At 68.1% G+C, this 22,810-nt stretch carries 19 protein-coding genes and 1 rRNA gene; 11 read left to right on the top strand and 9 right to left on the bottom strand.

Features of this window, described 5'->3' with window-relative positions; translation table 11 throughout:
- Positions 1-73 precede the first annotated feature (73 nt).
- Entirely contained in the window at positions 74-1,111 is a 1,038-nt protein-coding gene (locus tag AB0I59_RS09175; protein WP_061260771.1) for a S8 family serine peptidase, read from the top strand.
- A gap of 40 nt (positions 1,112-1,151) precedes the next feature.
- On the opposite strand, the gene AB0I59_RS09170 is transcribed toward AB0I59_RS09175, so the two are convergent.
- From AB0I59_RS09170 to AB0I59_RS09150, 5 genes are all read right to left on the bottom strand, one after another.
- On the bottom strand, positions 1,152-2,171 hold the full coding sequence (locus tag AB0I59_RS09170; protein ID WP_061260769.1) for an ABC transporter ATP-binding protein: 1,020 nt from the start codon (positions 2,169-2,171) through the stop codon (positions 1,152-1,154).
- Positions 2,155-3,186 (bottom strand): ABC transporter ATP-binding protein, encoded by a 1,032-nt coding sequence (locus AB0I59_RS09165; protein ID WP_358131618.1) that lies wholly within the window; start codon positions 3,184-3,186, stop codon positions 2,155-2,157. Before AB0I59_RS09165 ends, AB0I59_RS09170 begins: the two co-directional genes overlap by 17 nt.
- 12 nt (positions 3,187-3,198) lie before the next feature.
- Positions 3,199-4,149 (bottom strand): ABC transporter permease, encoded by a 951-nt coding sequence (locus AB0I59_RS09160; protein ID WP_061260767.1) that lies wholly within the window; start codon positions 4,147-4,149, stop codon positions 3,199-3,201.
- Positions 4,142-5,068 carry an ABC transporter permease gene (locus tag AB0I59_RS09155; RefSeq protein WP_061260765.1) on the bottom strand — a complete coding sequence of 309 codons (927 nt, stop codon included), beginning with the start codon at positions 5,066-5,068 and terminating at the stop codon, positions 4,142-4,144. Before AB0I59_RS09155 ends, AB0I59_RS09160 begins: the two co-directional genes overlap by 8 nt.
- A gap of 193 nt (positions 5,069-5,261) precedes the next feature.
- On the bottom strand, positions 5,262-6,962 hold the full coding sequence (locus tag AB0I59_RS09150; RefSeq protein WP_061260763.1) for a peptide ABC transporter substrate-binding protein: 1,701 nt from the start codon (positions 6,960-6,962) through the stop codon (positions 5,262-5,264).
- 472 nt (positions 6,963-7,434) lie between these two features.
- Here AB0I59_RS09150 and AB0I59_RS09145 point away from each other — a divergent pair, with 472 nt between their 5' ends.
- From AB0I59_RS09145 to AB0I59_RS09130, 4 genes are all read left to right on the top strand, one after another.
- Complete coding sequence (locus AB0I59_RS09145) at positions 7,435-8,340, top strand: ABC transporter permease (protein WP_061260762.1); 906 nt, start codon at positions 7,435-7,437, stop codon at positions 8,338-8,340.
- A gap of 22 nt (positions 8,341-8,362) precedes the next feature.
- Positions 8,363-9,145 carry an ABC transporter ATP-binding protein gene (locus AB0I59_RS09140; RefSeq protein ID WP_061260913.1) on the top strand — a complete coding sequence of 261 codons (783 nt, stop codon included), beginning with the start codon at positions 8,363-8,365 and terminating at the stop codon, positions 9,143-9,145.
- Positions 9,146-9,223: 78 nt separating this feature from the next.
- Positions 9,224-9,760, top strand: coding sequence for a YbhB/YbcL family Raf kinase inhibitor-like protein (locus AB0I59_RS09135; RefSeq protein WP_358131615.1), 537 nt, complete (start codon positions 9,224-9,226; stop codon positions 9,758-9,760).
- Positions 9,761-9,824: 64 nt separating this feature from the next.
- A complete protein-coding gene (locus AB0I59_RS09130; RefSeq protein WP_358131613.1) occupies positions 9,825-9,986 on the top strand; it encodes a hypothetical protein in 162 nt (53 codons plus the stop codon).
- A 200-nt stretch (positions 9,987-10,186) separates the two neighbouring features.
- Here the strand turns inward: AB0I59_RS09130 and AB0I59_RS09125 are convergent, their stop codons facing one another.
- Both AB0I59_RS09125 and AB0I59_RS09120 read right to left on the bottom strand, forming a co-directional pair.
- The gene (locus AB0I59_RS09125) at positions 10,187-11,236 is read right to left on the bottom strand and encodes a hypothetical protein (protein WP_061260757.1); all 1,050 of its coding nucleotides are present in this window, start codon (positions 11,234-11,236) and stop codon (positions 10,187-10,189) included.
- 373 nt (positions 11,237-11,609) lie between these two features.
- Positions 11,610-12,929 carry a KamA family radical SAM protein gene (locus AB0I59_RS09120; protein ID WP_061260755.1) on the bottom strand — a complete coding sequence of 440 codons (1,320 nt, stop codon included), beginning with the start codon at positions 12,927-12,929 and terminating at the stop codon, positions 11,610-11,612.
- 189 nt (positions 12,930-13,118) lie between these two features.
- Between AB0I59_RS09120 and AB0I59_RS09115 the strand changes: the two genes are divergently transcribed.
- From AB0I59_RS09115 to AB0I59_RS09100, 4 genes are all read left to right on the top strand, one after another.
- On the top strand, positions 13,119-13,712 hold the full coding sequence (locus AB0I59_RS09115) for a DUF1707 SHOCT-like domain-containing protein (protein WP_358131611.1): 594 nt from the start codon (positions 13,119-13,121) through the stop codon (positions 13,710-13,712).
- A gap of 74 nt (positions 13,713-13,786) precedes the next feature.
- Positions 13,787-14,833: a phosphate acyltransferase PlsX gene (plsX, locus tag AB0I59_RS09110; protein WP_358131609.1), complete on the top strand. Its 1,047-nt coding sequence runs from the start codon at positions 13,787-13,789 to the stop codon at positions 14,831-14,833.
- A 53-nt stretch (positions 14,834-14,886) separates the two neighbouring features.
- Complete coding sequence (gene argS / locus AB0I59_RS09105; protein WP_358131607.1) at positions 14,887-16,608, top strand: arginine--tRNA ligase; 1,722 nt, start codon at positions 14,887-14,889, stop codon at positions 16,606-16,608.
- A gap of 213 nt (positions 16,609-16,821) precedes the next feature.
- A complete protein-coding gene (locus tag AB0I59_RS09100; RefSeq protein ID WP_358132033.1) occupies positions 16,822-18,135 on the top strand; it encodes a hypothetical protein in 1,314 nt (437 codons plus the stop codon).
- 272 nt (positions 18,136-18,407) lie between these two features.
- Here AB0I59_RS09100 and AB0I59_RS09095 read toward each other — a convergent pair whose 3' ends face one another.
- On the bottom strand, positions 18,408-18,788 hold the full coding sequence (locus AB0I59_RS09095; RefSeq protein WP_061260749.1) for a cell division protein SepF: 381 nt from the start codon (positions 18,786-18,788) through the stop codon (positions 18,408-18,410).
- Positions 18,789-18,953: 165 nt separating this feature from the next.
- On the opposite strand from AB0I59_RS09095, the gene AB0I59_RS09090 reads away from it, so the two are divergent.
- Complete coding sequence (locus tag AB0I59_RS09090; RefSeq protein ID WP_061260747.1) at positions 18,954-19,844, top strand: PhzF family phenazine biosynthesis protein; 891 nt, start codon at positions 18,954-18,956, stop codon at positions 19,842-19,844.
- A 279-nt stretch (positions 19,845-20,123) separates the two neighbouring features.
- Positions 20,124-21,554, top strand: coding sequence for a serine hydrolase domain-containing protein (locus AB0I59_RS09085; RefSeq protein WP_358131604.1), 1,431 nt, complete (start codon positions 20,124-20,126; stop codon positions 21,552-21,554).
- A gap of 994 nt (positions 21,555-22,548) precedes the next feature.
- Here the strand turns inward: AB0I59_RS09085 and rrf are convergent.
- Positions 22,549-22,665 (bottom strand): 5S ribosomal RNA (gene rrf, locus AB0I59_RS09080).
- Positions 22,666-22,810 lie beyond the last annotated feature (145 nt).

The following is a 22,810-nucleotide window of genomic DNA, read 5'->3' as shown; positions in this document are numbered from 1 at the left end:
ACTCCGGTCGACGGTCCCATGCGAGAATTGGCCCTCCCTGACCCGCTGTCCCGGGGAGGAGGCCCGTCACGGCATGAGGTCGGCGATGCTCTTCTGCGTCGTACCGATCTTGCTCGCCGCCTGCCTGCTCACCGGAGCGACGGCCGTCCCTTCCGAGGACGTGGGCGCCGCGGTCCGCGCGCGCCAGTGGCCGCTCCAGGCTCTGGACGTCAGGAAGGCATGGCGGACCACCCGTGGCGCGGGAGTCACCGTCGCCGTGCTCGACACGGGCGTGGACGACCGGCATCCCGACCTCTTGGGAGCGGTCGTCCGTGGACCCGACCTCACCGGAGCCACGACGAGCCCCGGCGGCTCCTGCGGCGCGTGGACGAGCACGACCCGGCAAACGCCGCACGCGCCCTCCGGAAAGCACGGCACCGCCATGGCGGCCCTGATCGCGGGTCGCGGGCACGGCCCGAACGACACCCACGGCATACTCGGTGTGGCCCCCGAGGCGCGGATCCTCTCGATCAAGGTCACGCTGGACGATGACGACCTGCTCGGCGTGGGCAACACGATCTGCCGCGACGCCGTCGCCCGCGGCATCAGGTACGCCGTGGACCACGGCGCGCAGGTGATCAGCATGTCGCTCGGCGGAGGCAGCGGGTCCTACCAGGGATCGGCCGCCGAGGAGAGGGCCGTGCGGTACGCCCTGTCCCGCCAGGTCGTGTTGATCGCCTCCTCCGGCAACGACGGCGCCGGAGCGAACAGGAGGAACTATCCCGCCGCCTATCCGGGCGTGATCGCGGTGGGCGCGGTGGACCGGGCGCTGCGGCCCGCCTCCTTCTCCAACCGGCAGGACTACCTGTCCCTGGTCGCCCCCGGCACGGAGATCGTCAGCGCCGAGGGCCGCGGCTCGTACGTGATGGCGGACGGCACGAGTTCGGCCGCGGCCCTCGTCGCCGGGGTCGCGGCGCTGGTCCGCTCCCGCTATCCCGACCTGTCGGCCCGCCAGGTACGGCGGGCGCTCCAGCGGGGCACGACCCCGCGCCCGCGCGGCGAGCGCGACGACGCGTACGGAGCCGGAATGGCGAGCGCCCGGCGCGCCCTTGAGGCGGCCGGGCGCATGTGACCCGTTCGACCGGCGACGCCGGTCCGGTGCCGGTCCGGCGTCAGTTCACGTGGACGACGTCGGCGGCCTCGGCGAAGTGGCAGGCACTCGGGTGGTCCCCGGCCTTGTCGCGGATCTCCAGCAGCGGCTCCTGCTCGGCGCAGATGTCCTGCGCCTTCCAGCAGCGCGTACGGAACCGGCAGCCCGACGGCGGGTTGGCCGGCGAGGGCGGGTCGCCCTGCAGGATGATCCGCTCACGCTGCTCGCGTCCGTCGGGGTCGGGCACCGGGACGGCCGAGAGCAACGCCTGGGTGTACGGGTGGCTCGGCCGGTCGTAGATCTCGGTGTCCTTGCCCAGCTCCACCATCTTGCCCAGGTACATCACGCCGACGCGGTCGGAGATGTGGCGCACCACCGACAGGTCGTGGGCGATGAAGATGTACGCGAGGTTGAACTCCTTCTGGAGCCCGTCCAGCAGGTTCATCACCTGGGCCTGGATCGACACGTCGAGCGCGGAGACCGGCTCGTCACAGATGATGATCTCCGGCTGGAGGGCGAGCCCCCGGGCGATGCCGATGCGCTGCCGCTGGCCGCCGGAGAACTGGTGGGGGTACCGGTTGATGTGGTCGGGGTTGAGACCCACGACCTCCAGCAGCTCCTGCACCCGCTTACGCCGGTCGCCCTTCGGCACGACCTCCGAGTGGATCTCGTACGGCTCGCCGACGATGTCGCCGACGGTCATCCGCGGGTTCAGCGAGGTGTACGGGTCCTGCATCACCATCTGGATGTTGCGCCGCATGTGCTTGAGCTCGGACCCCCTGGCGGCGGCGATGTCCTTGCCGCCCACGAGCACCTTGCCCGAGGTGGGCCGTTCGAGCGCCATGAGCAGCTTCGCCAGGGTGGACTTGCCACACCCCGACTCCCCCACGATGCCCAGCGTCTCGCCCCGATGGAGGTCGAAGGAGATGCCGTCGACGGCCTTGATCGCGCCGATCTGCCGCTTGTAGAGGATGCCCTGGGTCAGCGGGAAGTGCTTGACCAGATCGCGGACTTCGAGAACGACCTCACTGGGCGTCGCCATCGAGAACCTCCCTCCAGAAGTGGCAGGCGCTGCCGCGCGTACCACTGATCGTGTGCAGCGGGGGAACGTCGGTCGTGCACGTCTCCTGCCGGTACGGGCAGCGGGGGTGGAACGCACAGCCCGACGGCATGTCGAGCAGGTTGGGCGGCATGCCCTTGATCGCGTACAGCTCCTGCCCCTTGAGGTCGACCCGGGGGATCGACTCCAGCAGGCCCTTCGTGTACGGGTGCGCCGGGTTCCGGTAGAGGTCGTGGACCGGCGCGTTCTCCACGATCCGCCCGCCGTACATGACGGCGATCTTGTCCGCGACGTCGGCGACCACGCCGAGGTCGTGGGTGATCAGGATCAGGCCCATGTTGCTGTCACGCTGGAGCTCCGCCAGCAGCTCCATGATCTGGGCCTGCACCGTGACGTCCAGCGCGGTGGTCGGCTCGTCGGCGATCAGCACCTCGGGGTCGAGCGCGATGGCCATCGCGATCATGATGCGCTGGCGCATGCCGCCGGAGAACTGGTGCGGGTAGTCGCTCACCCGCTCCTTGGCGGCCGGGATGCGCACCCGGTCCATGAGCTCGATCGCCTTCTTCTTGGCGTCGGCCCGGGACGCGCCCCGGTGGATGCGGAACATCTCGGCGATCTGCCAGCCCACCGGGAAAACCGGGTTGAGCGCGGACAGCGCGTCCTGGAAGATCATGGAGATGCCCTCGCCACGAACCTTCCTGCGCTCGTCCTCGGGCAGCTTCAGCAGGTCGGTCCCGCGGAAGCGGATCTCACCACCGGTGATCTTGCCCGGCGGCATGTCGAGAATTCCCATGATCGTCTGAGCGGTCACGCTCTTGCCGGAGCCCGACTCGCCGAGCACGGCCAGGGTCTCCCCGGCGCTCACGCTGTAGGTGACGCCGTTCACCGCCTTGGCCACGCCCGCCCTGGTGCGGAACTCCACGTGGAGGTCGTCGACCTCCAGCAGAGCCCCGCCGTGCGTACCGCTGCCCGCGGACTCGGGAAGCACTTCGATCACTGTTCGTGCCTCCTAGCGAAGCTTGGGGTCGAGTGCGTCGCGTACGGCCTCGCCGAGCATGACGAAGGTGAGCACGCAGAGGGACAGGAACGCGGCCGGGAAGAACATCGCGTGCGCGCCGGTCCGGATGTACCGGGTGTGGTCGGCGATCGCGATGCCCCACGAGATGACCGGCGTGCGCAGGCCGATGCCGAGGAGCGACAGGGTCGCCTCGGCGCCGATGTAGCTGCCGATGGTGATCGTGGAGTACACCAGGATCGGCGCGAGCGAGTTCGGCAGCAGGTGCTTGAAGATGATCCGGAACGGGCCGGCGCCCAGCGCGCGGGCGGCCTGCACGTAGTCCTGGTGCTTGGCCTGGATGATCGACGACCGGGCGATGCGCATGAGCACCGGCCAGCCGAGCACGGCCAGCACGATGATCACAACGGTCATGATCATGGTCTTACCGGGGTTGGACTGCACCGGGGCGACCGAGCCGAGGATGATGACCGCGCCGAGCACGTACGGCACGCCGAGGAACATCTCGCCGACGCGGGAGAGCAGCGAGTCGAGCCACTTCCCCTGGTACGCGGCGATGACGCCGGCGATGCCGCCGAGCACCACGGTGCCGAGCGTGGCCAGCACACCCACGATGATCGAGGTGCGCGCGCCGTAGATGGTGCGCGCGAACACGTCCCGGCCCTGCAGGTCGAAGCCGAACCAGGCGTCCTCGCTCGGCCCCTCCATGCTTCTGGCGAGCGTGGCCCACTCGGGGTCCTTGTGGGTGAACAGCGTCGGGAACGCGGCCATCACCAGGAACACGATGAGCATCACGAAGGAGATCCAGAAGATCTTCCTGCGCTTCAGGATGTCCCAGGTGTCGTACCAGAGGCTGCGCGGCTTCCCCGACGAGTTGGGGACGGCGGCGGCCGAGGGCTCTGGCGTTCCCTGGATCAGATCTTGCGTGGCGGTCGGTTCACTCATAACGGATCCTCGGGTCGAGCACGCCGTAGAGGAGGTCGACGAGCAGGTTGGCGAGCAGATAGACGAGAACCAGCAGGGACGCGACGGGCACCACGATGGTGAAGTCGTGGTTGTTGATCGCGGTGAAGAGCAGTCCACCGATGCCGTGGATGTTGAAGATGCCCTCCGTCACGATCGCGCCCGACATGAGCGAGCCGATCTCGGTGCCGAGGAAGGTCAGTGCCGGGATCAACGAGTTGCGCAGGAGATGAACGCCCACCACGCGGCGGTTCGTCATGCCCTTGGAGATCGCGGTACGGACGTAGTCGGACCGGCGGTTCTCGACGATGCTCGTCCGGGTGAGCCGGGCGGTGAACGCGAGGTTGAGGCTGGCCAGCACGAACGCCGGGATCAGCAGTTCACCCACGGTCGCCGCGTCGGACACCGTGGGGTTGATCCACTGGAGCTGCACGCCGAGCAGCCACTGCAGGATGAAGCCGGTGACGAAGATCGGCAGCGACAGCATGAACAGCGTGGAAATCGTGATCACGTTGTCGATGAAGCCGCCGCGCTTGAGACCGGACAGCACGCCGGCCGCGATGCCGATGATCGCCTCGATGGCGACGGCCATCAGGCCGAGCCGGATGGTGATCGGCCAGGCGTCGGCGAGTTGCGACGCCACGGACACCTGGTTGAAGTTCACACCCAGGTCGCCGGACAGCAGGTTCTTCAGGAAGTGCCAGTACTGCACGAGCATCGGCTGGTCGAGGCCGAACTGCGCGCGCATGGCGGAGATGTATGAGTCGGGGCAGGCTCGCTGACCACAGCGCGCGGCGAACGGGTCACCGGGGAGCTGCCACACCATGTAGTTGATGAGGAAGGTCGTGCCTAGGAGCACGGGGATGAGTTGCAGCAGGCGCCGGATGGCATATCGGCCCATGCGCACCTCCACTCTGACGCTAAAGGTCGTACATGCATCCCTACCGGTCAACAATGCCGCAGGTGGATGAGTGCGGAGGACCGAAAGGGAGGGCTGGACAGTGGCGGAGCCGTGACTTTACGTATCCGCCGTCAGACAGCCAGCGAGGCCGGCCCCGGTCTGGAACCGGCCTCGTGGCGCATGCGAGGCGAGCCTACGCTTCCTTGATCGCGATGGAGAGCGGGTCGAGCACACCGAACGGTGTGACCTTGACACCGGTCACCCACTTGGACGTGCCTGCCTGCAGACCGTACGACCACAGCGGGATGGCGTTCATCTCCTTGACCAGCATGGCCTCGGCCTCCTGGTAGTGGAGGATCGACTGCGCCGGGTCGGTGGAGGTGTCGGCTTCCTTCAGCTTGGCGTCGAGTTCCTTGTCGCTGAACTCACCGTCGTTCGAGCCCGCGCCCGTCTTGTACAGCGGGTTCAGGAAGTTCTCGATGCTCGGGTAGTCCATCTGCCAGCCCGTGCGGAACGCGCCCTTCATCTTGCGGTTCGTGATCAGGTCACGGAACTCGGCGAAGGTCGGCGTGGCCTTGCCCACGACCGTGAAGCCGGCGTCGGCGCCCAGGGCCTGGTTGATGCTGTTGGCGGTGGCGTCCACCCACTCCTTGTGCGCGGAGTCGCCGTTGTACCAGATCGGGTACTCCTTCGGCGGGGTGTAGCCCGCGGCCTTGGCCTTGGCGAGGTACTCCTTGGCCTTGGCCGGGTCGAAGGTGCAGAACTCGCCACACGCGCCCGGAGTCTTGTAGCCCTCGACCAGCGGGGAGATCCAGCCGTCGATCGGGACACGACCCTTGTTGAAGATCTTGTCCGTGATCGTCTTCCGGTCGATCGCCAGGGACAGCGCCTTGCGGAAGTCCGCGTTGCCGCCGAACTCCTTGTCGTACAGCGGGAAGGTCATCGTCTGGATGACGCCCTGCTGGCCCTCGATGGCGCGGTCGCCGAGGTCGCTCTTCCACTTGTCACCGGCCAGGGCCGACGGCGGGACGAGCTCGGTGAAGTCGAGGTTGTTGGACACCAGGTCCGCGTAGGCCGCGTCGTCGTCCTTGTACATCTTGTAGACGATCTTCTTGACCTTGGGCTTCTCGGCGCCCGGGTAGTCCGCGACGGCCTCGACCACGATCTGCGAGTTGTGGTCCCACTTCACGAACTTGAAGGGGCCGTTCGTGACCGGGTTGGCGGCGAACGCCTTGGGGTCCTTGAAGAACGCGTCGGGCAGCGGGGAGAACGTGGTGTAGCCCAGCTTGGTGCGGAACACCGCCTCGGGGGCCTGCAGCGTGACCTTGAAGGTGAGGTCGTCGATCACCTCGAGACCGGACATGGTCTCCTTGGCCGGCTTCGGAGCCTCCTTCGGCCCGTCGGCGCCGTCCGGGTCCTCGGTCGCGACGTCCCCGTAACCCTCGACGCTGCCGAACCACCAGCCGCCGTTCTGCGCGTTCGGGGTGTACGCGGTGTAGTTCCAGGCGTCAACGTAGTTCTTGGCGGTGACCGGCGTGCCGTCACTCCACTTCAGCCCCGGCTTGAGCTTGATCGTCCAGACCTTGTTGTCCGGGCTCTCGATCGACTCCGCCTGACTCAGCTCGGGCGCGGCCGTGTCGGTGTTGTACTTGATCAGCTGGTCGTACACGAACTGGTTGATCGTGCCGCCGCAGGTCTCGTTGATGTTGCCCGGGACGAAGCCGGTCTGGGGCTCACATCCCCGGATGTACACGGTGCCGTCGGCCGCGCGGGGGTTGGTGCCGCCGTCGCTGCCGCTGCCGCCGGAACCGCTGCCGCCACCGCCGCACGCGGCGACCCCAAGCGCAAGCAGCGCGGTGCCCGCGGCGATCTGTGCGCCCTTAGCTACGCGCATAGTGGATTGATCCTCCCTCTAAGGATGGGCATTGGCGGGCATGCCCCGTTCACTCGCGCGGGTTCCTCGGATGGTGGTGAGGTTCCCTCGTTTGCAAACATGGTCAAGCCCGCTGACGCCCTGCCAGTCGTCGCGAGCATCCCTCACTCCGCACACCAGACGAGTCTCTGGTGCATTGCAGTTCGGTCACACGTGCGTCGGTGGGGCGTCATACGCATACCAACAAGGTCGGGCTAAATGCCGATGCGAAGCCCAAACCACCCAATAAGGTACACATAGGATGCGATTGATGGGGCATCGGCGTCTCCATGACATCGGACCCGTGCCGTTGTCCCCATACCACGAGTCGCTGGGCTACCTTTGACCAAGCCGCGGCCCCGCTCCCCGCGACGGTCACGGCCGACGTCCACGAGAGGCCAACGGATCACCATCACCGGTCTCTTACTCATCACCATCCAATAGAGTCCATCCCATGAGCCAGCCGGATTCCGCGGTCGCGGACGCCCAGGCGGGCGGCGGGGCGCCGGAGTCACTGGCCGCGCTCGCCGAGCGCCACGGGTTGCGACGCGCCATCGCGCGCCCCACCCTGCCCGCGTACCTGCGCCAATTGTGGACGCGGAGGCACTTCATCCTGACGTACGCCACGTCCAGGAACGTCTCGAAGTACTCCGAGTCCGCGCTCGGGCAGCTCTGGCAGGTGCTCACGCCGCTGCTCAACGCCGCGGTCTACTGGCTGATGTTCGGTGTCATCCTCGGTCAGAGCAAGAACATCGACAACTACCCCGCGTTCCTCATCACCGGGGTCATGGTCTTCACCTTCACCCAGCGGACGGTGATCAGCGGCGCCAAGTCCGTCTCGTCGAACCTCTCGCTCATCAGGGCCCTGCACTTCCCCCGCGCCTCGCTGCCCCTGGCGTACGCGGTGCAGGAGCTGCAGCAGCTCGGCTGGTCGATGGGCGTGCTCATCGTGCTCGTCCTGGTCACCGGCGAGCCGATCACATGGCTCTGGCTGCTGATCCCGGTCACGCTGGCCCTGCAACTGGTCTTCAACGTCGGCGCGAGCCTGTTCATGGCTCGCGTCGGCGCGTTCGTCCGCGACACGAACCAGCTCCTGCCGTTCATCACCCGCACCTGGCTGTACGCCTCCGGCGTCTTCTACAGCATCAGCGAGCGCACGGAGAAGCTCCCTGACGTGCTCCGGTGGGCCCTGGAGTTCAACCCGGCCGCCGCCTACATCGAGTTCATGCGCGACCTGCTGATCTACCAGCGATTCCCGGAGCGATGGGCGTGGATTACCTGCATATTCTGGGCGATATTCGCGCTGATCGTCGGCTTCTGGTACTTCTGGCGGGCCGAGGAGAGGTACGGACGTGGCTGAGCTGACCAAGGAGCTGTCCCACGTGGCCCAGGAAGAATCACAGGCGTCCCCCGAGGTGCTCGGGACGCCGACGGTGATCGTCGACAACCTCCACATCGTCTACAAGGTGTACGGCGCCGCCTCGGACTCCCAGAAGGGCAATGCGGCGAACGCACTCATGCGCATCGTCAGGCGCCAGGGCCGTCCGCAGATGAAGGAGGTCCACGCCGTCAAGGGCGTCTCCTTCGTCGCCCGCCACGGAGAGGCGATCGGCATCGTCGGCCGCAACGGCTCAGGCAAGTCGACGCTGCTGCGGGCCATCGCCGGGCTGCTCCCGCCGCACAAGGGCGCGGTCTACACCGACGGCCAGCCGTCGCTTCTCGGCGTCAACGCCGCCCTGATGAAGGAGCTCACCGGCGAGCGCAACATCGTCCTCGGCTGTTACGCCATGGGCATGTCCCCCACCGAACTGCGCGAGAAGTACGACGAGATCGTCGACTTCTCCGGCATCGGCGAGTTCGTGCAGTTCCCGATGTCGACCTACTCCTCCGGCATGGGCGCGCGGCTGCGCTTCGCCATCTCCTCGGCCAAGACCCATGACGTCCTCCTCATCGACGAGGCGCTGGCCACCGGCGACCGCGAGTTCAAGAAGAGGAGCCAGAAGCGCATCAAGCAGATGCGCGAGTCCGCCGGCACCGTCTTCCTGGTGGCACACAACCTCGACGTCATCGAGGACACCTGCAGCCGCGTCATCTGGCTGCACAAGGGCAAGATCAAGATGGACGGCGACCCCTCCGAGGTCCTCGCCGCGTACAACAAGGCCTGAGCGCGGCCAGTGGCGACCGCGCGGCGGCCGTACCAGGATGGGTGACGACCATGATGTCGACCCATCGGAGGACGGATCGTGCCGACGCAGCCGCCGATTCCCTATGACCATCTGCCTCAGGTGCCCAGCCTGACCGTCGAGAGCGACGACGTACGGGACGGGGAGCGCCTGTCCGACGCCTACGTCTTCAACGACTGGGGCATGACCGGGCAGAACCAGTCGCCGAACCTGCGCTGGTCGGGCGCGCCCGAGGGCACGAAAAGCTATGCGGTGACCTGCTTCGACCCGGACGCGCCCACCGGCAGCGGATTCTGGCACTGGCTCGTGTACGACATCCCCGCGGACGTCACCGAGCTGCCGACCGGCGCGGGGACGGCCCCGGGCTTCGCGGGCCTTCCCGAGGGGGCCGCGCACGCGCGCAACGACTACAGCCAGAAGTCCTACGGCGGCGCCGCTCCGCCGCCGGGATGGCCGCACCGCTATGTCTTCGCCGTGCACGCGTTGAAGGTCGAGAAGCTCGGGGTGGGCGACGACGCGCCACCCGCCGTGGTGGGGTTCAACATCACGGCGAACACCCTGGCCCGCGGTTATATCGCGCCGACCTACGAAACCTGATGCGCCCGTGCCGGTGTTCCACTATGATTCGAACGTAGATTCGACCTGGACACCGGAGGGCGGGATGGGTGACCTGGCGACGGCGATCGACCATTTGGCCGCTGAAGATCCCTCGGAGCTTCCGTTGAGTTTGATCGCCGAGCAGCTGATCGATCTGCACTGGCAGATGGCCCGGCTGCAGGCGGAGATCGGCCGGCGCACCTGCCTGCGCGGCTCGCTCAACTGATCCGGCGCCAGGCGCCGGGGAGCGCGTCCCGCCTGCGTGGTTCCACGACCTGGCGGCCCCGGCCTCGCCCGGGCGACACGCTGACGACATGAGAGAACCGGCCGACACCTGGAGGGTGTCGGCCGGTTCTCTCATGTTCTTTCAGTGTTGCGAGTGCTCCGGGTGCGGCGACCGCACCCGGGGCGGCACCCGATCATCGCTTACTTGGTGCGCGCGGGGTAGGTCGTGCCCGGAGTGGTGGTCGTGGTGGTGGTCGTGGTCGGCGTACCGGTGGTGCCGGTGGTGGTCGTGCCGGTGGTCGTGGTCCCGGTGGTGCCGGTGGTGCTCGTGCTGCTGGTGCTGGTGTTCTTGACCACGGTCACGGTGTTCCACGGAACGACGGTCGTGGTCACCGTCCTCACCCAGCCGTTGGAACGGGTGGTGGTGACCGACGAGGTCGACTTCACCGTGTTGAGGCCGGTGGTGAGCACGCCGGGCACCAGAACCCTGACGCCGGCCAGCGCGTTGACGCCGACGTTGACGTTGAGCAGGGCGCTGAGGTTCGCCACGAGACCGACGTTGATGGCGGCGTTCACGTTGGCGGTGAGCGCGGCCGAGGCGTTGGCCAGGGCGCGGACGTTGCCCACCAGGACGACGACGGGGATCCGGATGCCGGCGAGGACGGCCACGCCGGCGTCCAGGTGCGCGTCGACGAAGGCGGTCAGGGTGGCGGCCGCGTTGGCGGCGGCGCTGGCCGCGACGGCGAGCTGGGCCGCGACGACGGCGTTCGCGTTCACCGTGGCGACGGCCGCGGCGTTCACGTTGGCGGTGAGGGTGGCGGCGACGCTCGCGGTGAGGTTCGCGGCGGCGGTGAGCTGGGCCTGAACGTTCGCGTTCACGTTCGCGGCGAGGGCGGCGGTGACGTCGGCGGTCAGGTTGGCGGCGGCCACGAGCTGAGCCTCGGTCGCGGCCTTGACGTCGACGACCGCGCCGAGCGCGACGTTGGCCGTCGCGGCGAGCTGCGCCGCGACCACCGCGTTGACGCTCGCGTCCGCGTGAGCCGCCAGGTTCGCCACGGTGGCGAGCTGGCCCTGCAGGGAGCCGGTCGCACCGGCGACCACGTCGGCGCGGACGTCGGCGAGCACCCTCGTGACGGCCGCGAGCTGCGCGTCGGTGCCCGTGTCGGCGGCCGAGGCCTGGGCCGGCACGGCGGACATGCCCGCGATACCGGCGGTGATGAGGACCGCGGCAGCCTTAATGATTCGATTCATAATTCCCCCGGTTCATATCCCTTTTCACGAGAGCGGGAATTACCCCCCGTGTGTCGGCGTACGGCGCCGACCAGGACTCAGCTACGGACGGCATTTCTATCACCCTTCTCGAAGGGTGGGCTGCCGCGCTCGTCCGCACCTCAGCCAGGGCAGAGGACCGGAATTTCCGGAAATCTAAGGACTAGCGATCACCTTCCAGTCATCCCCAAGAATCCCTTTTCATCGGGATATCCGGCGAAGCGATCCCCGGCCTGGGAAAAAGGCTCGGTAAACATGCTTCCCAGGCCGGGCGAACAGATTTTCCGATCGCTTGAGAATTCAGACGGATACGGAGGCCGGCGACGGACGGCGAAGGGGGTGATTCCGCCGTGCGTCAGGCGCTGAGCCGACTGGAAGCACCGGAGAACTCGAAGGGGAAACGGTCCGCGAACGCCGGTCTCAGATCGGTGAGCCAGACCGCGTGCGGGTCGTAGTGGGCGAAGAAGGGACGCCCGACCAGTTCGGGATCCCGCGCCTGGATGAAATGGAGGACGAAGACGCGCTTTCCGGCGACCTCCGCGACGCCGTCGACGCAGACCTTTCCGGGGGTGGCCGACATGGACGGCCCTCTGACGGTCCGGCACAGCCCGGACACCTGCGCGTACGCGTCACGGAAGATCCGGTGAGCGTCCGCGAGCTTGACCGCGAAGTAGTCCTGTGGGCCGGTGTCGCGCTCGACGAACATGTAATAAGGGATCATGCCCATGGCGGTCTGCCGCCGCCACATGTGGGACCAGACGCCGGGACTGTCGTTGATGGAGCGGATGAGCGGCGCCTGTGTCCTGATCGTCGCCCCGCTCTCCAGGATCCGCCCGACCGCCGTCTGGACGATGTCGGGTTCGAGTTCGCGCGGGTGCGAGAAGTGCGCCATGAAAGCGAGGCTCTTGCCCGACTCGACCACCTCGGCGAAGAGCTTGAGCGTCGCGTCGGCGTCGGGATCACCGACGAACCTGTCCGGCCAGTACGCCAGGGACTTGGTGCCGATGCGGATCGACTCGATCTGCTCCAGCCCGAGCAGCGGATCGATGTACCGGCGGAGGACCGCCTCACTCATGATCATCGGGTCGCCGCCGGTGAAGAGGATGCTCGTCACCTCGGGATGGGACTTGACGTACTCGACGAGGTTCCCGATGTCGTCGGACGCCATCTTGAGGTCGGGCTCGCCGATGAACTGGGCCCAGCGGAAGCAGTAGGTGCAGTACGCGTGGCAGGTCTGGCCCTGCTTCGGGAAGAACAGCACGGTCTCGGGGTACTTGTGCTGCAACCCCGGAACGGGTTCCCCACCCACACGGGGCACGTTGAGTTCGAGTTGCCCGGCCGGATGCGGGTTGAGCCGCATCCGGATCTCGCGGGCCGCCTCCTGAACCCGCGTCGCCGGCGCGCCGTCGCGCAGTAGGCCTGCCAGCCGTGAAACGTCGGCCTCGGGCAGCATGTCCTCCTGCGGGAAGACGAGCCGGTAGATCGGGTCGTCGGGGACGGCCGACCAGTCGATCAGCTCGTCGACGACGTAGGCGTTCGTGCGGAACGGCAGGACCGTCGCCACGGCGCGGACCCGCAACCGGGCCGCCTCATCGAGGCCGCCGCGGCCGAGAAGCTCGTCGAGATGTTTGGTGGTGTAGGCCCGGAAGCCTCGCTTGCTTTCGCTAACGATCACTCGGCCTTCCTTTCTCGGTAGGTTTTGGGAACTGTGTAAACCAACTACCCCCGTCGCGCGTCTGAGGTTCCCATATAACCCGAGTCACCGCCTCCACGGCAGGTTCCACAGGCAGGAAACTTCCTTGTGAGGTTCTGCCGTATGTCATCAGATCTCGCGACATATCGCGAAAGGGAGTATCGTCGGCTTGTGACTTCCTTGACCCCATATGGCGATGGAGACGCAGGCCAGCGTGCCTCAGACGCCGACCGGGACAGGGTCGCGGCCGTCCTCGGTGAGGGCCTGGCCACCGGCCGTCTCACCTCCGCGGAGCATGCGGACCGGCTGTCCGCCGCCTACACCGCCGTGACGCTTGGCGACCTCGTCCCCCTCACCCACGACCTCCCCGACCTCCCCAGCACCGCCGGTACGACGGCGCTGAGGGCCGAGCGGCAAGAAGTGACCGCCGTCTTCAGCAAGGTCATCCGCAGCGGGCGCTGGGTGGCCGGCCGCCACACCGAGCTCCGCTCGGTCTTCGGCGCGCTGATCATCGACCTGCGCGACGCGGTGCTGCCCGGCCGGGAGATCACTCTCGAACTCAACTCGTTCTGCGGCAAGATGATCGTTCGCGTGCCCGAGAACGCCAGGATCATGGACGAGGGCAGCGCCCTGTTCTCCAAGCGCCACGTCTCCGGCGGCCAGGAAGGGGACGGGCCGCTCATCAGGGTGACGGGAAAGGCCCGCTTCGGAAAGATCATCCTGTCGCGGGTCGCCACCGACGTGCACTCTCCCTGGCACGGCTGACCGTCCCGCTCGCACGTACGGTCTACGCTCGCGCCAACGATCCGCGCAGGTGGCAGACTCGTGAGGTGAACCGATTGGACCGCGTTGCGCCCGACCCGGGCCCAGTCGGGGCGCTGCCGGTCGCCCTCGACGCCATGGGAGGGGACAACGCTCCCGGCGAGATCGTGGCGGGAGCCGTACAGGCGGTCAGGGAACGCGGGATCCCCGTGGTCCTCGTGGGCCAGCCGCGGCTGCTCTACGAGGCGCTCGCCGCGTACGACGCCACCGCGGAGATCCCCATCGTACGCGCCGAAGAGGCGCTCGCCATGGACGAGGGCGCGCTCGCCAGCCTGCGCCGCCCCCGCTCCAGCATCGCCGTCGCCTGCCACCTCCTGCGGCGCGGAGACGCGTCCGCCGTCGTCTCCGCCGGATCCACCGCCGGAGTGGTGGCGACCGGAAAGCTCCGGCTGCGCGGACAGCACGGCGTCGGACGGCCCGCCATCGCGGTCACCCTCCCGACCCGGCCGACGCCCACCGTCCTCCTCGACGCGGGCGCCAACGCCGACGCCAAGCCCGAGATGCTGGTCCAGTTCGCGCACCTCGGCGTGGCCTTCGCCCAGACCGCGCTCGATCTTCCCCGGCCTCGGGTCGGGCTGCTCACGATCGGGTCCGAGGCCGAGAAGGGCAACAAGCTCATCAAACGTGCACACGAACTGCTCTCCGGCACGCCCGGGATCGACTTCGACGGAAACATCGAGGGGCACGACCTGCTCACCGGCCGGGTCGACGTCGTCGTCGCCGACGGCTTCACCGGGAACGTCGCGCTCAAGACACTCGAAGGCAGCATCAGGTACGCCTTCGGGCAGTTCAGGGAGACGATCGAGGAGAGCGCGGTGGCGCGGTTCGGCGGCATGCTCCAGCGCCCCCGGCTGCGCGAGCTCTACCGCCGGCTCGACCCCGAGGCCCACGGCGGTGCCGTACTGCTCGGCCTGAACGGGACCGTCGTCATCGCACACGGCTCGTCCAGGGCCGGCGGCGTGGCCGCGGCGTGCGAACTCGCCGCGCGCCTGGCCGCCGGCGAGATCGTCACCCGCATCGGTGAGCGGATCGCCTCCATCCCGAGATCGCATCGGCTCTGGTGACGCGCGTTTCCGAGCTGGAAAACGGATGGACGGCCGTCGATAAACTTGAGCGCATGACCGACCCGCAACTCGTGCTCGCCGAGCGGGTCCAGCAGGCGCTGGGCACCGCCTTCGGCCAGGAGTACTCAGGCGAAGACCCGCTGATCAGGCCCTCACAGTTCGCCGACTACCAGGCGAACGTCGCTCTCAGCCTGGCCAAGCGGCTCCGACGTACGCCGCGGGAGGTCGCCCAGGCCCTGGTGGACGCGCTCGACACCGGCGACATCAGCGTCGAGATCAGCGGCCCGGGATTCCTCAATCTGACCCTCGGCGACGGCTGGATCGCCACCCAGGCCGCACGGCTGCTGGCTGACGAGCGGATCGGCGTGCCGCAGCCCGCGCCCAAGACCGTCGTGATCGACTACTCGGCGCCCAACGCCGCCAAGGAGATGCACGTCGGGCATCTGCGCACCACGATCGTGGGTGACACGCTGGCGCGCACCCACGAGCACCTCGGCGACCACGTCATCCGGCAGAACCACCTCGGCGACTGGGGCACGCCGTTCGGCATGCTCATCGAGCACCTGCTCGACGTCGGCGAGGAGGAGTCGCTCGAGCGGCTCGCCGCCGGTGACGGCAACGCCTTCTACCAGGAGGCCCGCCGCAAGTTCGACAGCGACCCCGACTTCGAGGCGCGCGCCCGCCTCCGGGTGCCGTTGCTGCAGGGCGGCGACGCCGACACCCTCCGCCTGTGGCGCGAGTTCATCGAGTACACCCAGCGTTACTTCAACCGGGTCTACCACCAGCTCGGCGTCACCCTCACCGACGACGACATCGCCGGCGAGAGCATGTACAACCCGATGCTGGCCGACGCCTGCGACGAGCTCGAGCACTCCGGCGTCGCCGTCATCAGCGAGGGCGCGCTCTGCGTCTTCCCGCCCGGCTTCACCGGGCGCGACGACCAGCCGCTCCCGCTGATCATCCGCAAGAGCGACGGCGGGTACGGCTACGCCACGACCGACCTCGCCGCGATCCGGTACCGCGTGCGCGACCTCAAGGCCGACCGCATCCTCTACGTCGTGGGCGCCACCCAGTCGCTGCACTTCCAGATGGTGTTCGCCTCCGCCCGCCTCGCCGGGTGGCTGACCGACGAGGCCAGCGCCGAGCACATCCAGATCGGCAGCGTGCTGGGCAGCGACGGCAAGATGTTCAAGACCCGCAGCGGCGAGTCGGTCAAGCTGACCGAGCTGCTGGAGGAGGCGGTCATCCGGGCCGAGGCCGTCATCGCCGACCGCGGCTACGACGCCTCCGCCCGCCGCTCGATCGCCCGCCAGGTCGGCATGGGCGCGGTGAAGTACGCCGACCTGTCGGTCAGCCACGACAGCGAGTACGTCTTCGACTTCGACCGGATGCTGGCGTTGACCGGCAACACCGGGCCGTACCTCCAGTACGCCACGGCCCGGATCCGCTCGATCTTCCGCAACGGCTCGGTCGACCCGTCCACCGTGAGTGGGCCGATCATCCTCGGCGAGCCCGCGGAGCGCGCTCTCGCGCTGCAACTCCTCGGCTTCGGCGCGGTCGTCGAGAGCGTCGCCGAACTGTCCGAGCCGCACCGGCTGTGCAACTACCTGTTCGACGTGGCCCAGGCGTTCACGTCGTTCTACGAGAACTGCCCGGTCCTCAAGGCCGAGGACGAGGCCGTGCGGCAGTCCCGCCTGGCGCTGTCCGCGCTGACCCTCCGGGTCCTGCTCCAAGGGCTCGACCTGCTCGGCATCGAGGTGCCCGAGCGGATGTGACGGCTCTCCCCGCCCGGAGCCACCGGTTCCGGGCGGGGCAAGTCCCCGCTCGCCGTTCGGCGCGTCTGGTCCAGATATGCCGCCGCGACGGTCTAGTCTTGACCCGGTCAAGGGAGTGTCCGCCGATCCCCGCAGCGCGCGTGGCCACCGCCAGGGGCGGTTCTTCAGTCGGCGGCATTTCGTCACCTTCTCGGGGAGCGTTCTGCGTTGAGCATGGACCTGAGCAAGAACCCCGACGTCGCGGGTCTCGCCGACACCACCGAACTGCATCGGTACGCTGAGGCGCTCCTGGTCCACCTCACCGCCGACGGGAGCGCGCCCGTGGCGCCGCCCGGTCTCGACGACGTGCCGGACTACTGGCTCGCCCCCGCCGTCCAGGCCCTGGTCCTCACCATGGCGGGCGAAGACGCGATGGAACCCCTCTCCCGCGCCGCCCGCCTCGACGAGGGCCGCACCGCGCTGTTCCTCTGCCTCGCCCTCGCCGTCGCCGGCCACGGCGACCGCATCCACGCCTCCTGGCTCGGCACGGCCTTCGGCGACCTCAGCGACGACCGCCCGGTGACCTCCGGCCAGCGGGCGGTGTGGCTCGCCGCGGCTCGCGGCGCGTACGGGCCGGTCGGCAAGATCTTCGTGCTCCGCAAGCTCGACGCGGTCGCCGTCCCCGCCGAGGACGCGCTCTGGCTGGAGGCCCTCGTCCCCGACGATCCCGCGATCGTCGTACCGCCTTCACTCAAGGACTTTCCCCAGCTGGCCGAGATCCCCGAGATCGCCGCCCCGGCCCAGGCCGCCGACCGGCTCACCCGCCTGCGCGAGCGCTGCGCCGAGATCACCTCCTCCCGGCAGCCCGTCACGGTCTCCAAGATCGTGACTGGATCGGTGTGGCCCGATGCCGAGCCCATCGCCGTCCTGCGTACGCTGATCGGGCAAGGAGGCCATGAGGGGCCGCTCAGCTCGCTCCGGGGCCATCTGCTCCAGGACGTCCAGCCCGGCGCGGAACCCCACCTGGCGGCGCTCGCCCTCCATGTCGCCGCCCCCGCGGTGAAGGCGGCGGCGGAGTCACTCCTGCACGCCGCCCAGGAGCCGCCTCCCGAGGCGGTGACCGTACCGGTGCTCGGCCATCCCGTGATCCTTCGCCCCGAAGGCCCCGATCGCAATTCCATGCACGCGGCCGAGCACGGCGTCGTCACCGAGTCCGTGCGGAACCGCCGGGGAAACTGGCTGGGGTATGTTCTCATCGGCATCGGCGTCGTCCTGCTCGGCACCGGTTTCGCGGTCCACCTCGTGGCCGCGCTCGCCGGGATCGCCGTCGCCGGCTGGGGTGGCTTCCTCCTGTGGAAGCGCCGGGTTCAGGAGCAGGCCGATCTCGACTTCGTCCAGGCGCGGCTCGCCGAGCTGAACGAGACCGCCGAAGGCGCGGTCTGGGCGCTGCACGAGCACGCGAGAGAGTCGCTGAAACGCGCCGACGCCGCCACCGAGGACTTCGGCGAGCTCACCCGCCTGCTCCGGCGCGGCCCCCGCGCCGCCTGACCGCGGTCGTCCTTCTACGGCCGGACCACCGTGGCCTTCTCCATGTACGTCGTCGTGGGATGTGCTCTCTGGTCCCATGCCGGACAGGTGCCGCGCCACCGCTGTGGCCGGCCGCATGCCTGTCTCGACGTGGTGACGCCTGCCGGAGCTCGGGCTTCTCGCAGCCGTTCCGGCCGCTGCCTGATCACGGGAGCCGGTGCGCTCTACGGTGTCGTTCTACGGGCCGAGCCGGGACGGGCGGATAGAAAGAGGCCCGGAAGCCCGGCTCGGCGTCAGACCATGGAGACTTCGACGTTGGCAGGAGTCAGCAGGAAGACCTTCTCGGCGATCCGCTCGATCCGCCCCTCGCAGCCGTACGCCAAGCCGGCCGCGAAATCCACCATCCGGGTGGCCTCGGCCATCGACATGCCGACCACATCCATGACCACCGCGTGCCCCTCGCGGAAGTGTCGTCCAACCGTCAAAGCGTCGTCGTACTTCTGCGGACGGACCATCACGATCCGTGCGGGCTGCTCCGCAGGCTGCCAACGCCTGGCCGCCCGCTCCGACGCCGGCATCCAGTCATCCTCGTATTCCTCGTCGCCATAGGGCTCGTCATACTGCTCAACGGCGCCCAGACCAAGGTAGCTCGCCACCTTGCGCACTGCCCCCATCGGCACTTCCTTTCCCCGAGATCCGGCCGCATTGGGCTACCCCGATAGAAAGGACAGTAACCACCGATTCGGCCCCAGGCGGGCGACACGCCCGACTGAATTTCATTTTGTCCGGCGTACGCCCCCGCGCCAGGCCGCATTCACGGCGTCGATAGCATCACCCGCATGCGTATCTTCACCGTCGATTCGTTCACCGACCAACCCTTCAAGGGTAACCCGGCGGCCGTCTGTTTGCTGGAAGCCTCGGCCGCTGATTCTTGGATGCAGTCCGTCGCCGCCGAAATGCGTCACTCGGAAACCGCGTTCGTACTCGGACCCGACGCCTCGGGACGGTACTCGCTACGCTGGTTCACACCATCCGTTGAGGTCGCGCTGTGCGGGCACGCCACCCTCGCGGCGGCACATGTGCTCTATTCGACGGGTCTCGCCGAAGGCAAGATCGAATTTGCGACAAAGAGTGGAATTCTCTCCGTCGACCAGTCAGAAGACGGCTCGATAGTGATGGATTTCCCGGCGCATTCCCCGTCGGAAATCACCCCGCCGAGCGGTTTGGCGGAGGCCCTCGGCGTTCCCGTACGGTGGACCGGAATGGGCGGGTTCGATCTACTCGCCGAGGTCGAATCGGAACAGGCAGTGCGCGATCTGACTCCTGACATCGACGCGCTGGCCGCCTTCGATGTCCGAGCCGTCATCGTGACCGCCCCCGCCGCCTCCACGCACACACCGACGGCAGGAACCGCCTCCGTACCAACAGGTGGACCCGAGCACGTGTCACCGGTCGGACTCTCTTCAGAGGGCGCCGGGCTTACGACATTCGGGGAACCCGACTACGTCTCCCGGTTCTTCGCGCCCCGCGTCGGCGTCCCCGAGGACCCGGTGACCGGATCGGCTCACTGCGTGCTCGCCCCGTACTGGTCGGCCAAACTGGGACGCGACACCCTTGTCGGCGCGCAGTTGTCAGCGCGGTCCGGCGTGATGCGCACCACCATCAAGGGCGAGCGCGTCGAACTCGTCGGCCAGGCCGTCACCATCTGGTCCGGCGAACTCCACGCGTAGCGCTGGAGCCGTGTCGCCTGACATCGTGGATCATGGTCGCCGCTTGCTCCGGCCGGCCGTGATAGCGGGCCTCTGGTGATGCCGCTCTCGCGGCCGTCGCGGGCGCGGTGGTTGCTGGCACGGTCTTACGCCGGCCTCCACAAACCCCCGCCTCCGCGCCCCCCTCTCCCGCCCGTACACGTACTCGACACCCGATCGGGCGCCTCCTCCGGCCCGCAGCCGGCTCCGAGTCATCCGCACACTTCGCCGCAGCCCTACTCCCTGGCGGTAGGGTGCCTGATGCCTTCTCAACGCGCACTACTGCCGCGGTCGACACCGGCCGCGTCGGGGGTGTCGTCCCGCGCGGTCGCCGCGCTGCTGGACCGGCTCGAAGCGCAATCCATCGAGTGTCACTCCATCATGGTCGTACGCCACGGTCACGTCGTCGCTGAAGGCTGGTGGGCGCCGTACTCGGCCGAACGCCCGCACCTTCTTTACTCGCTGACCAAGTCGTTCACCTCGGTCGCCGTGGGGCTCGCGATCGCCGACGGGCTGCTCTCGCTGGACGATCGGGTGGTGGACGTGTTGCCCGACCACGTTCCGGCCGACATCTCGGAGCAGGGACGCCGCCTCACCGTTCACCACCTGCTGTCCATGACGGCCGGACACCGCACGGACAGCCTCGCCGAGGCCTGGCAACTGGAACCGGGCGACCTTGTGAAGGGCTTCCTGCGCGTACCGTTTCCCGAGGCCGAGGGAACACGGCACGCCTACGACAATCCGACCACCTTCATCCTGGCCCGGATGGTGGAACGGGTCACGGGCCGCGGCCTCCCGGAACTGCTCGACGAGCGCCTCTTCAAGCCGATGGGCGTCGACCACGCCGAATGGGACCGGGTGGCGAGCGGTGCCGCCTTCGGATTCCACGGACTGCACCTCACGACCGAGGCCGTCGCCGCCTTCGGTGAACTGCTCCTGCGCGGAGGCCTTTGGGGCGACCGGCGGCTCGTCCCGCGCGAATGGGTGGAGCTCGCGACCAGACGGCACATCGATACCCTGCCATTCGAGGACGGGTCGGGGGACGCTGACTACCTTTGCGGTTACGGTTACCAGTTCTGGATGTCGCGTCACGGTTACCACAGTGACGGCTCCTTCGGCCAGCAATGCGTAGTCATCCCGTCACACGGTCTCGTGGTCGCCGTGACCGGCGCCAATACGCAGGCACAGGCAGTGCTCGACGCAATATGGGATTGCCTGCTGCCCGGCATGGACCACGCGGGAAGCGCCCGGGACGACGAGATCCTCGCCGATCGGCTGCGGCGGCTGTCACTCGCGCCGGTGCCGGGTTCGGCCGCCCCGGAGCGTCCCGTCAAGGCGAGACTCGACGCCTCCGCCGAGGATTCGGCTCTGCCCGACGGAACCACGGTGATCGTCGATCCCGTGGCCGGTGGATGGCTCCTGCGATTCGGGTCGTTCCTCAACGTCGAGGTCGGCCACGGCGAATGGCGGGAAACTTCGCCGCTCGGCCGCCCTGTCGTCGCGGCTGGCGCCTGGCAGGGCAACACGTTCGTCGCCGAGCTTTACGTCATCACCACCCCGCACCGGGTTCGGCTGGTGGTCGACGCCGACGCAGGGACAGCGGTGGCGACGTGGAGCATCGTGCCCCTGACCAGCCCCAGTCTGGCGTTGCATTTGCGGTCGCCGCTGATGACACGGCCCGACGTCGCGTAGGTGATCTTGGCGAGGCTCGCAGGTGTTGGCTATGGGATGTCTCGTCACCCGGCGTTGGTCTGGGTCGGATCGTGGCTGATCATCGATGGATGCAGGTCTTCTCGGCCTCCTGCCCGGACTGCCCGGAGTTGATCCACCCATTCACCGGGCTGCAGCCGGCCAGTTCCACCAACTGGTGCGCCTAATCGCCCGACGTGGCGGGCCACAGCCAGATCCCTCGAACGCCTCCTCCCGGCTCCTGGGCGAGCCGGTCGGACTTCTCCTTCCCCGAGCCGGGCCCGCCGCCTACGGCATGGTCGGGCGGCGACGGGCCGTCCAGAGGAGCTCGGCCGTTCACGAGATCACAAAGCTTCGCGCACTGGGCCAGAACCACGGGACACGTCAGAACCACGCGCCAACAGCCGAGGCGACGCAAGGGGAAGCCGCCTCAAGGTCGGCGGAGACGCCCGACCGCGGAGCGCTCCCGGACCGGGGAACGCGCCCACCCCCGGGAAGGCGTCCAGAGCGGAAAAGACGCCCGGACGGCGGAACGCTCCCAGACCGGGGAACTTCTCCATGAACGCTTCCTCACGTCGGAACGCGGCCACGCCGGGGCGCCGGGGGACGTCTCCATGAACCCGTCCATGCCAGGAAGTGCGTCCAGACCGGGATGCTGCGGCGGGAAAGGGGGGCGCGGAGGCGGGGGTTTGTGGAGGCCGGCGTAAGACCGTGCCAGCAACCACCGCGCCCGCGACCGCGACAGCGGTATGCACCTGATCGCAACTATCACGGCCGGCCGGAGCAAGCCCCCGCCTCCGCGCCTACGGACACCAGGCAGCCCTCCGCCACCACCAAAACCCCCACATCGAGTGGCTCACCCCGCAACCCGACGCGCTGGGCGGCGGCTGGCCCCAGCAATACACCGCCAAACAAATACGGAAAGCGCTTACCCACCAAGGCACAAAAAAGAGAAAGGGCCACCCCAACAAAAGGGTGACCCTCTCCCACAAAAATTGTCCGGCGGCGTCCTACTCTCCCACACCGTCCCCAGTGCAGTACCATCGGCGCTGGAAGGCTTAACTTCCGGGTTCGGAATGTAACCGGGTGTTTCCCTACCGCTATAACCGCCGTAACCCTATGAAACACACAACCAGGACCACCCGCTCATCACAGCAGGCAGGACCGTTTGCAGTCTCTGAATTGCATAGTCGACGCGAACATCTATGGACAAGTCCTCGGCCTATTAGTACCGGTCAGCTCCACACGTTACCGCGCTT

The sequence above is a fragment of the Microtetraspora glauca genome (assembly GCF_040656155.1).
GTDB classification, from domain to species: Bacteria; Actinomycetota; Actinomycetes; order Streptosporangiales; family Streptosporangiaceae; genus Microtetraspora; species Microtetraspora glauca.
Note: the sequence above shows the minus strand (reverse complement) of the source record. Positions and strands in the feature narration are given on the sequence as shown.

What these genes read in the sequence shown, in the direction of transcription:
- AB0I59_RS09090 (WP_061260747.1), top strand. Translation starts at nt 18,954, where the DNA reads ATGCGTATCTTCACCGTCGATTCGTTCACCGACCAACCCTTCAAGGGT.
- AB0I59_RS09095 (WP_061260749.1), bottom strand. Translation starts at nt 18,788, where the DNA reads ATGGGGGCAGTGCGCAAGGTGGCGAGCTACCTTGGTCTGGGCGCCGTT.
- AB0I59_RS09130 (WP_358131613.1), top strand. Translation starts at nt 9,825, where the DNA reads ATGGGTGACCTGGCGACGGCGATCGACCATTTGGCCGCTGAAGATCCC.
- AB0I59_RS09170 (WP_061260769.1), bottom strand. Translation starts at nt 2,171, where the DNA reads ATGGCGACGCCCAGTGAGGTCGTTCTCGAAGTCCGCGATCTGGTCAAG.
- AB0I59_RS09100 (WP_358132033.1), top strand. Translation starts at nt 16,822, where the DNA reads ATGGACCTGAGCAAGAACCCCGACGTCGCGGGTCTCGCCGACACCACC.
- AB0I59_RS09155 (WP_061260765.1), bottom strand. Translation starts at nt 5,068, where the DNA reads ATGGGCCGATATGCCATCCGGCGCCTGCTGCAACTCATCCCCGTGCTC.
- AB0I59_RS09125 (WP_061260757.1), bottom strand. Translation starts at nt 11,236, where the DNA reads ATGAATCGAATCATTAAGGCTGCCGCGGTCCTCATCACCGCCGGTATC.
- argS (WP_358131607.1), top strand. Translation starts at nt 14,887, where the DNA reads ATGACCGACCCGCAACTCGTGCTCGCCGAGCGGGTCCAGCAGGCGCTG.
- AB0I59_RS09085 (WP_358131604.1), top strand. Translation starts at nt 20,124, where the DNA reads ATGCCTTCTCAACGCGCACTACTGCCGCGGTCGACACCGGCCGCGTCG.
- AB0I59_RS09160 (WP_061260767.1), bottom strand. Translation starts at nt 4,149, where the DNA reads ATGAGTGAACCGACCGCCACGCAAGATCTGATCCAGGGAACGCCAGAG.
- AB0I59_RS09145 (WP_061260762.1), top strand. Translation starts at nt 7,435, where the DNA reads ATGAGCCAGCCGGATTCCGCGGTCGCGGACGCCCAGGCGGGCGGCGGG.
- AB0I59_RS09175 (WP_061260771.1), top strand. Translation starts at nt 74, where the DNA reads ATGAGGTCGGCGATGCTCTTCTGCGTCGTACCGATCTTGCTCGCCGCC.
- AB0I59_RS09150 (WP_061260763.1), bottom strand. Translation starts at nt 6,962, where the DNA reads ATGCGCGTAGCTAAGGGCGCACAGATCGCCGCGGGCACCGCGCTGCTT.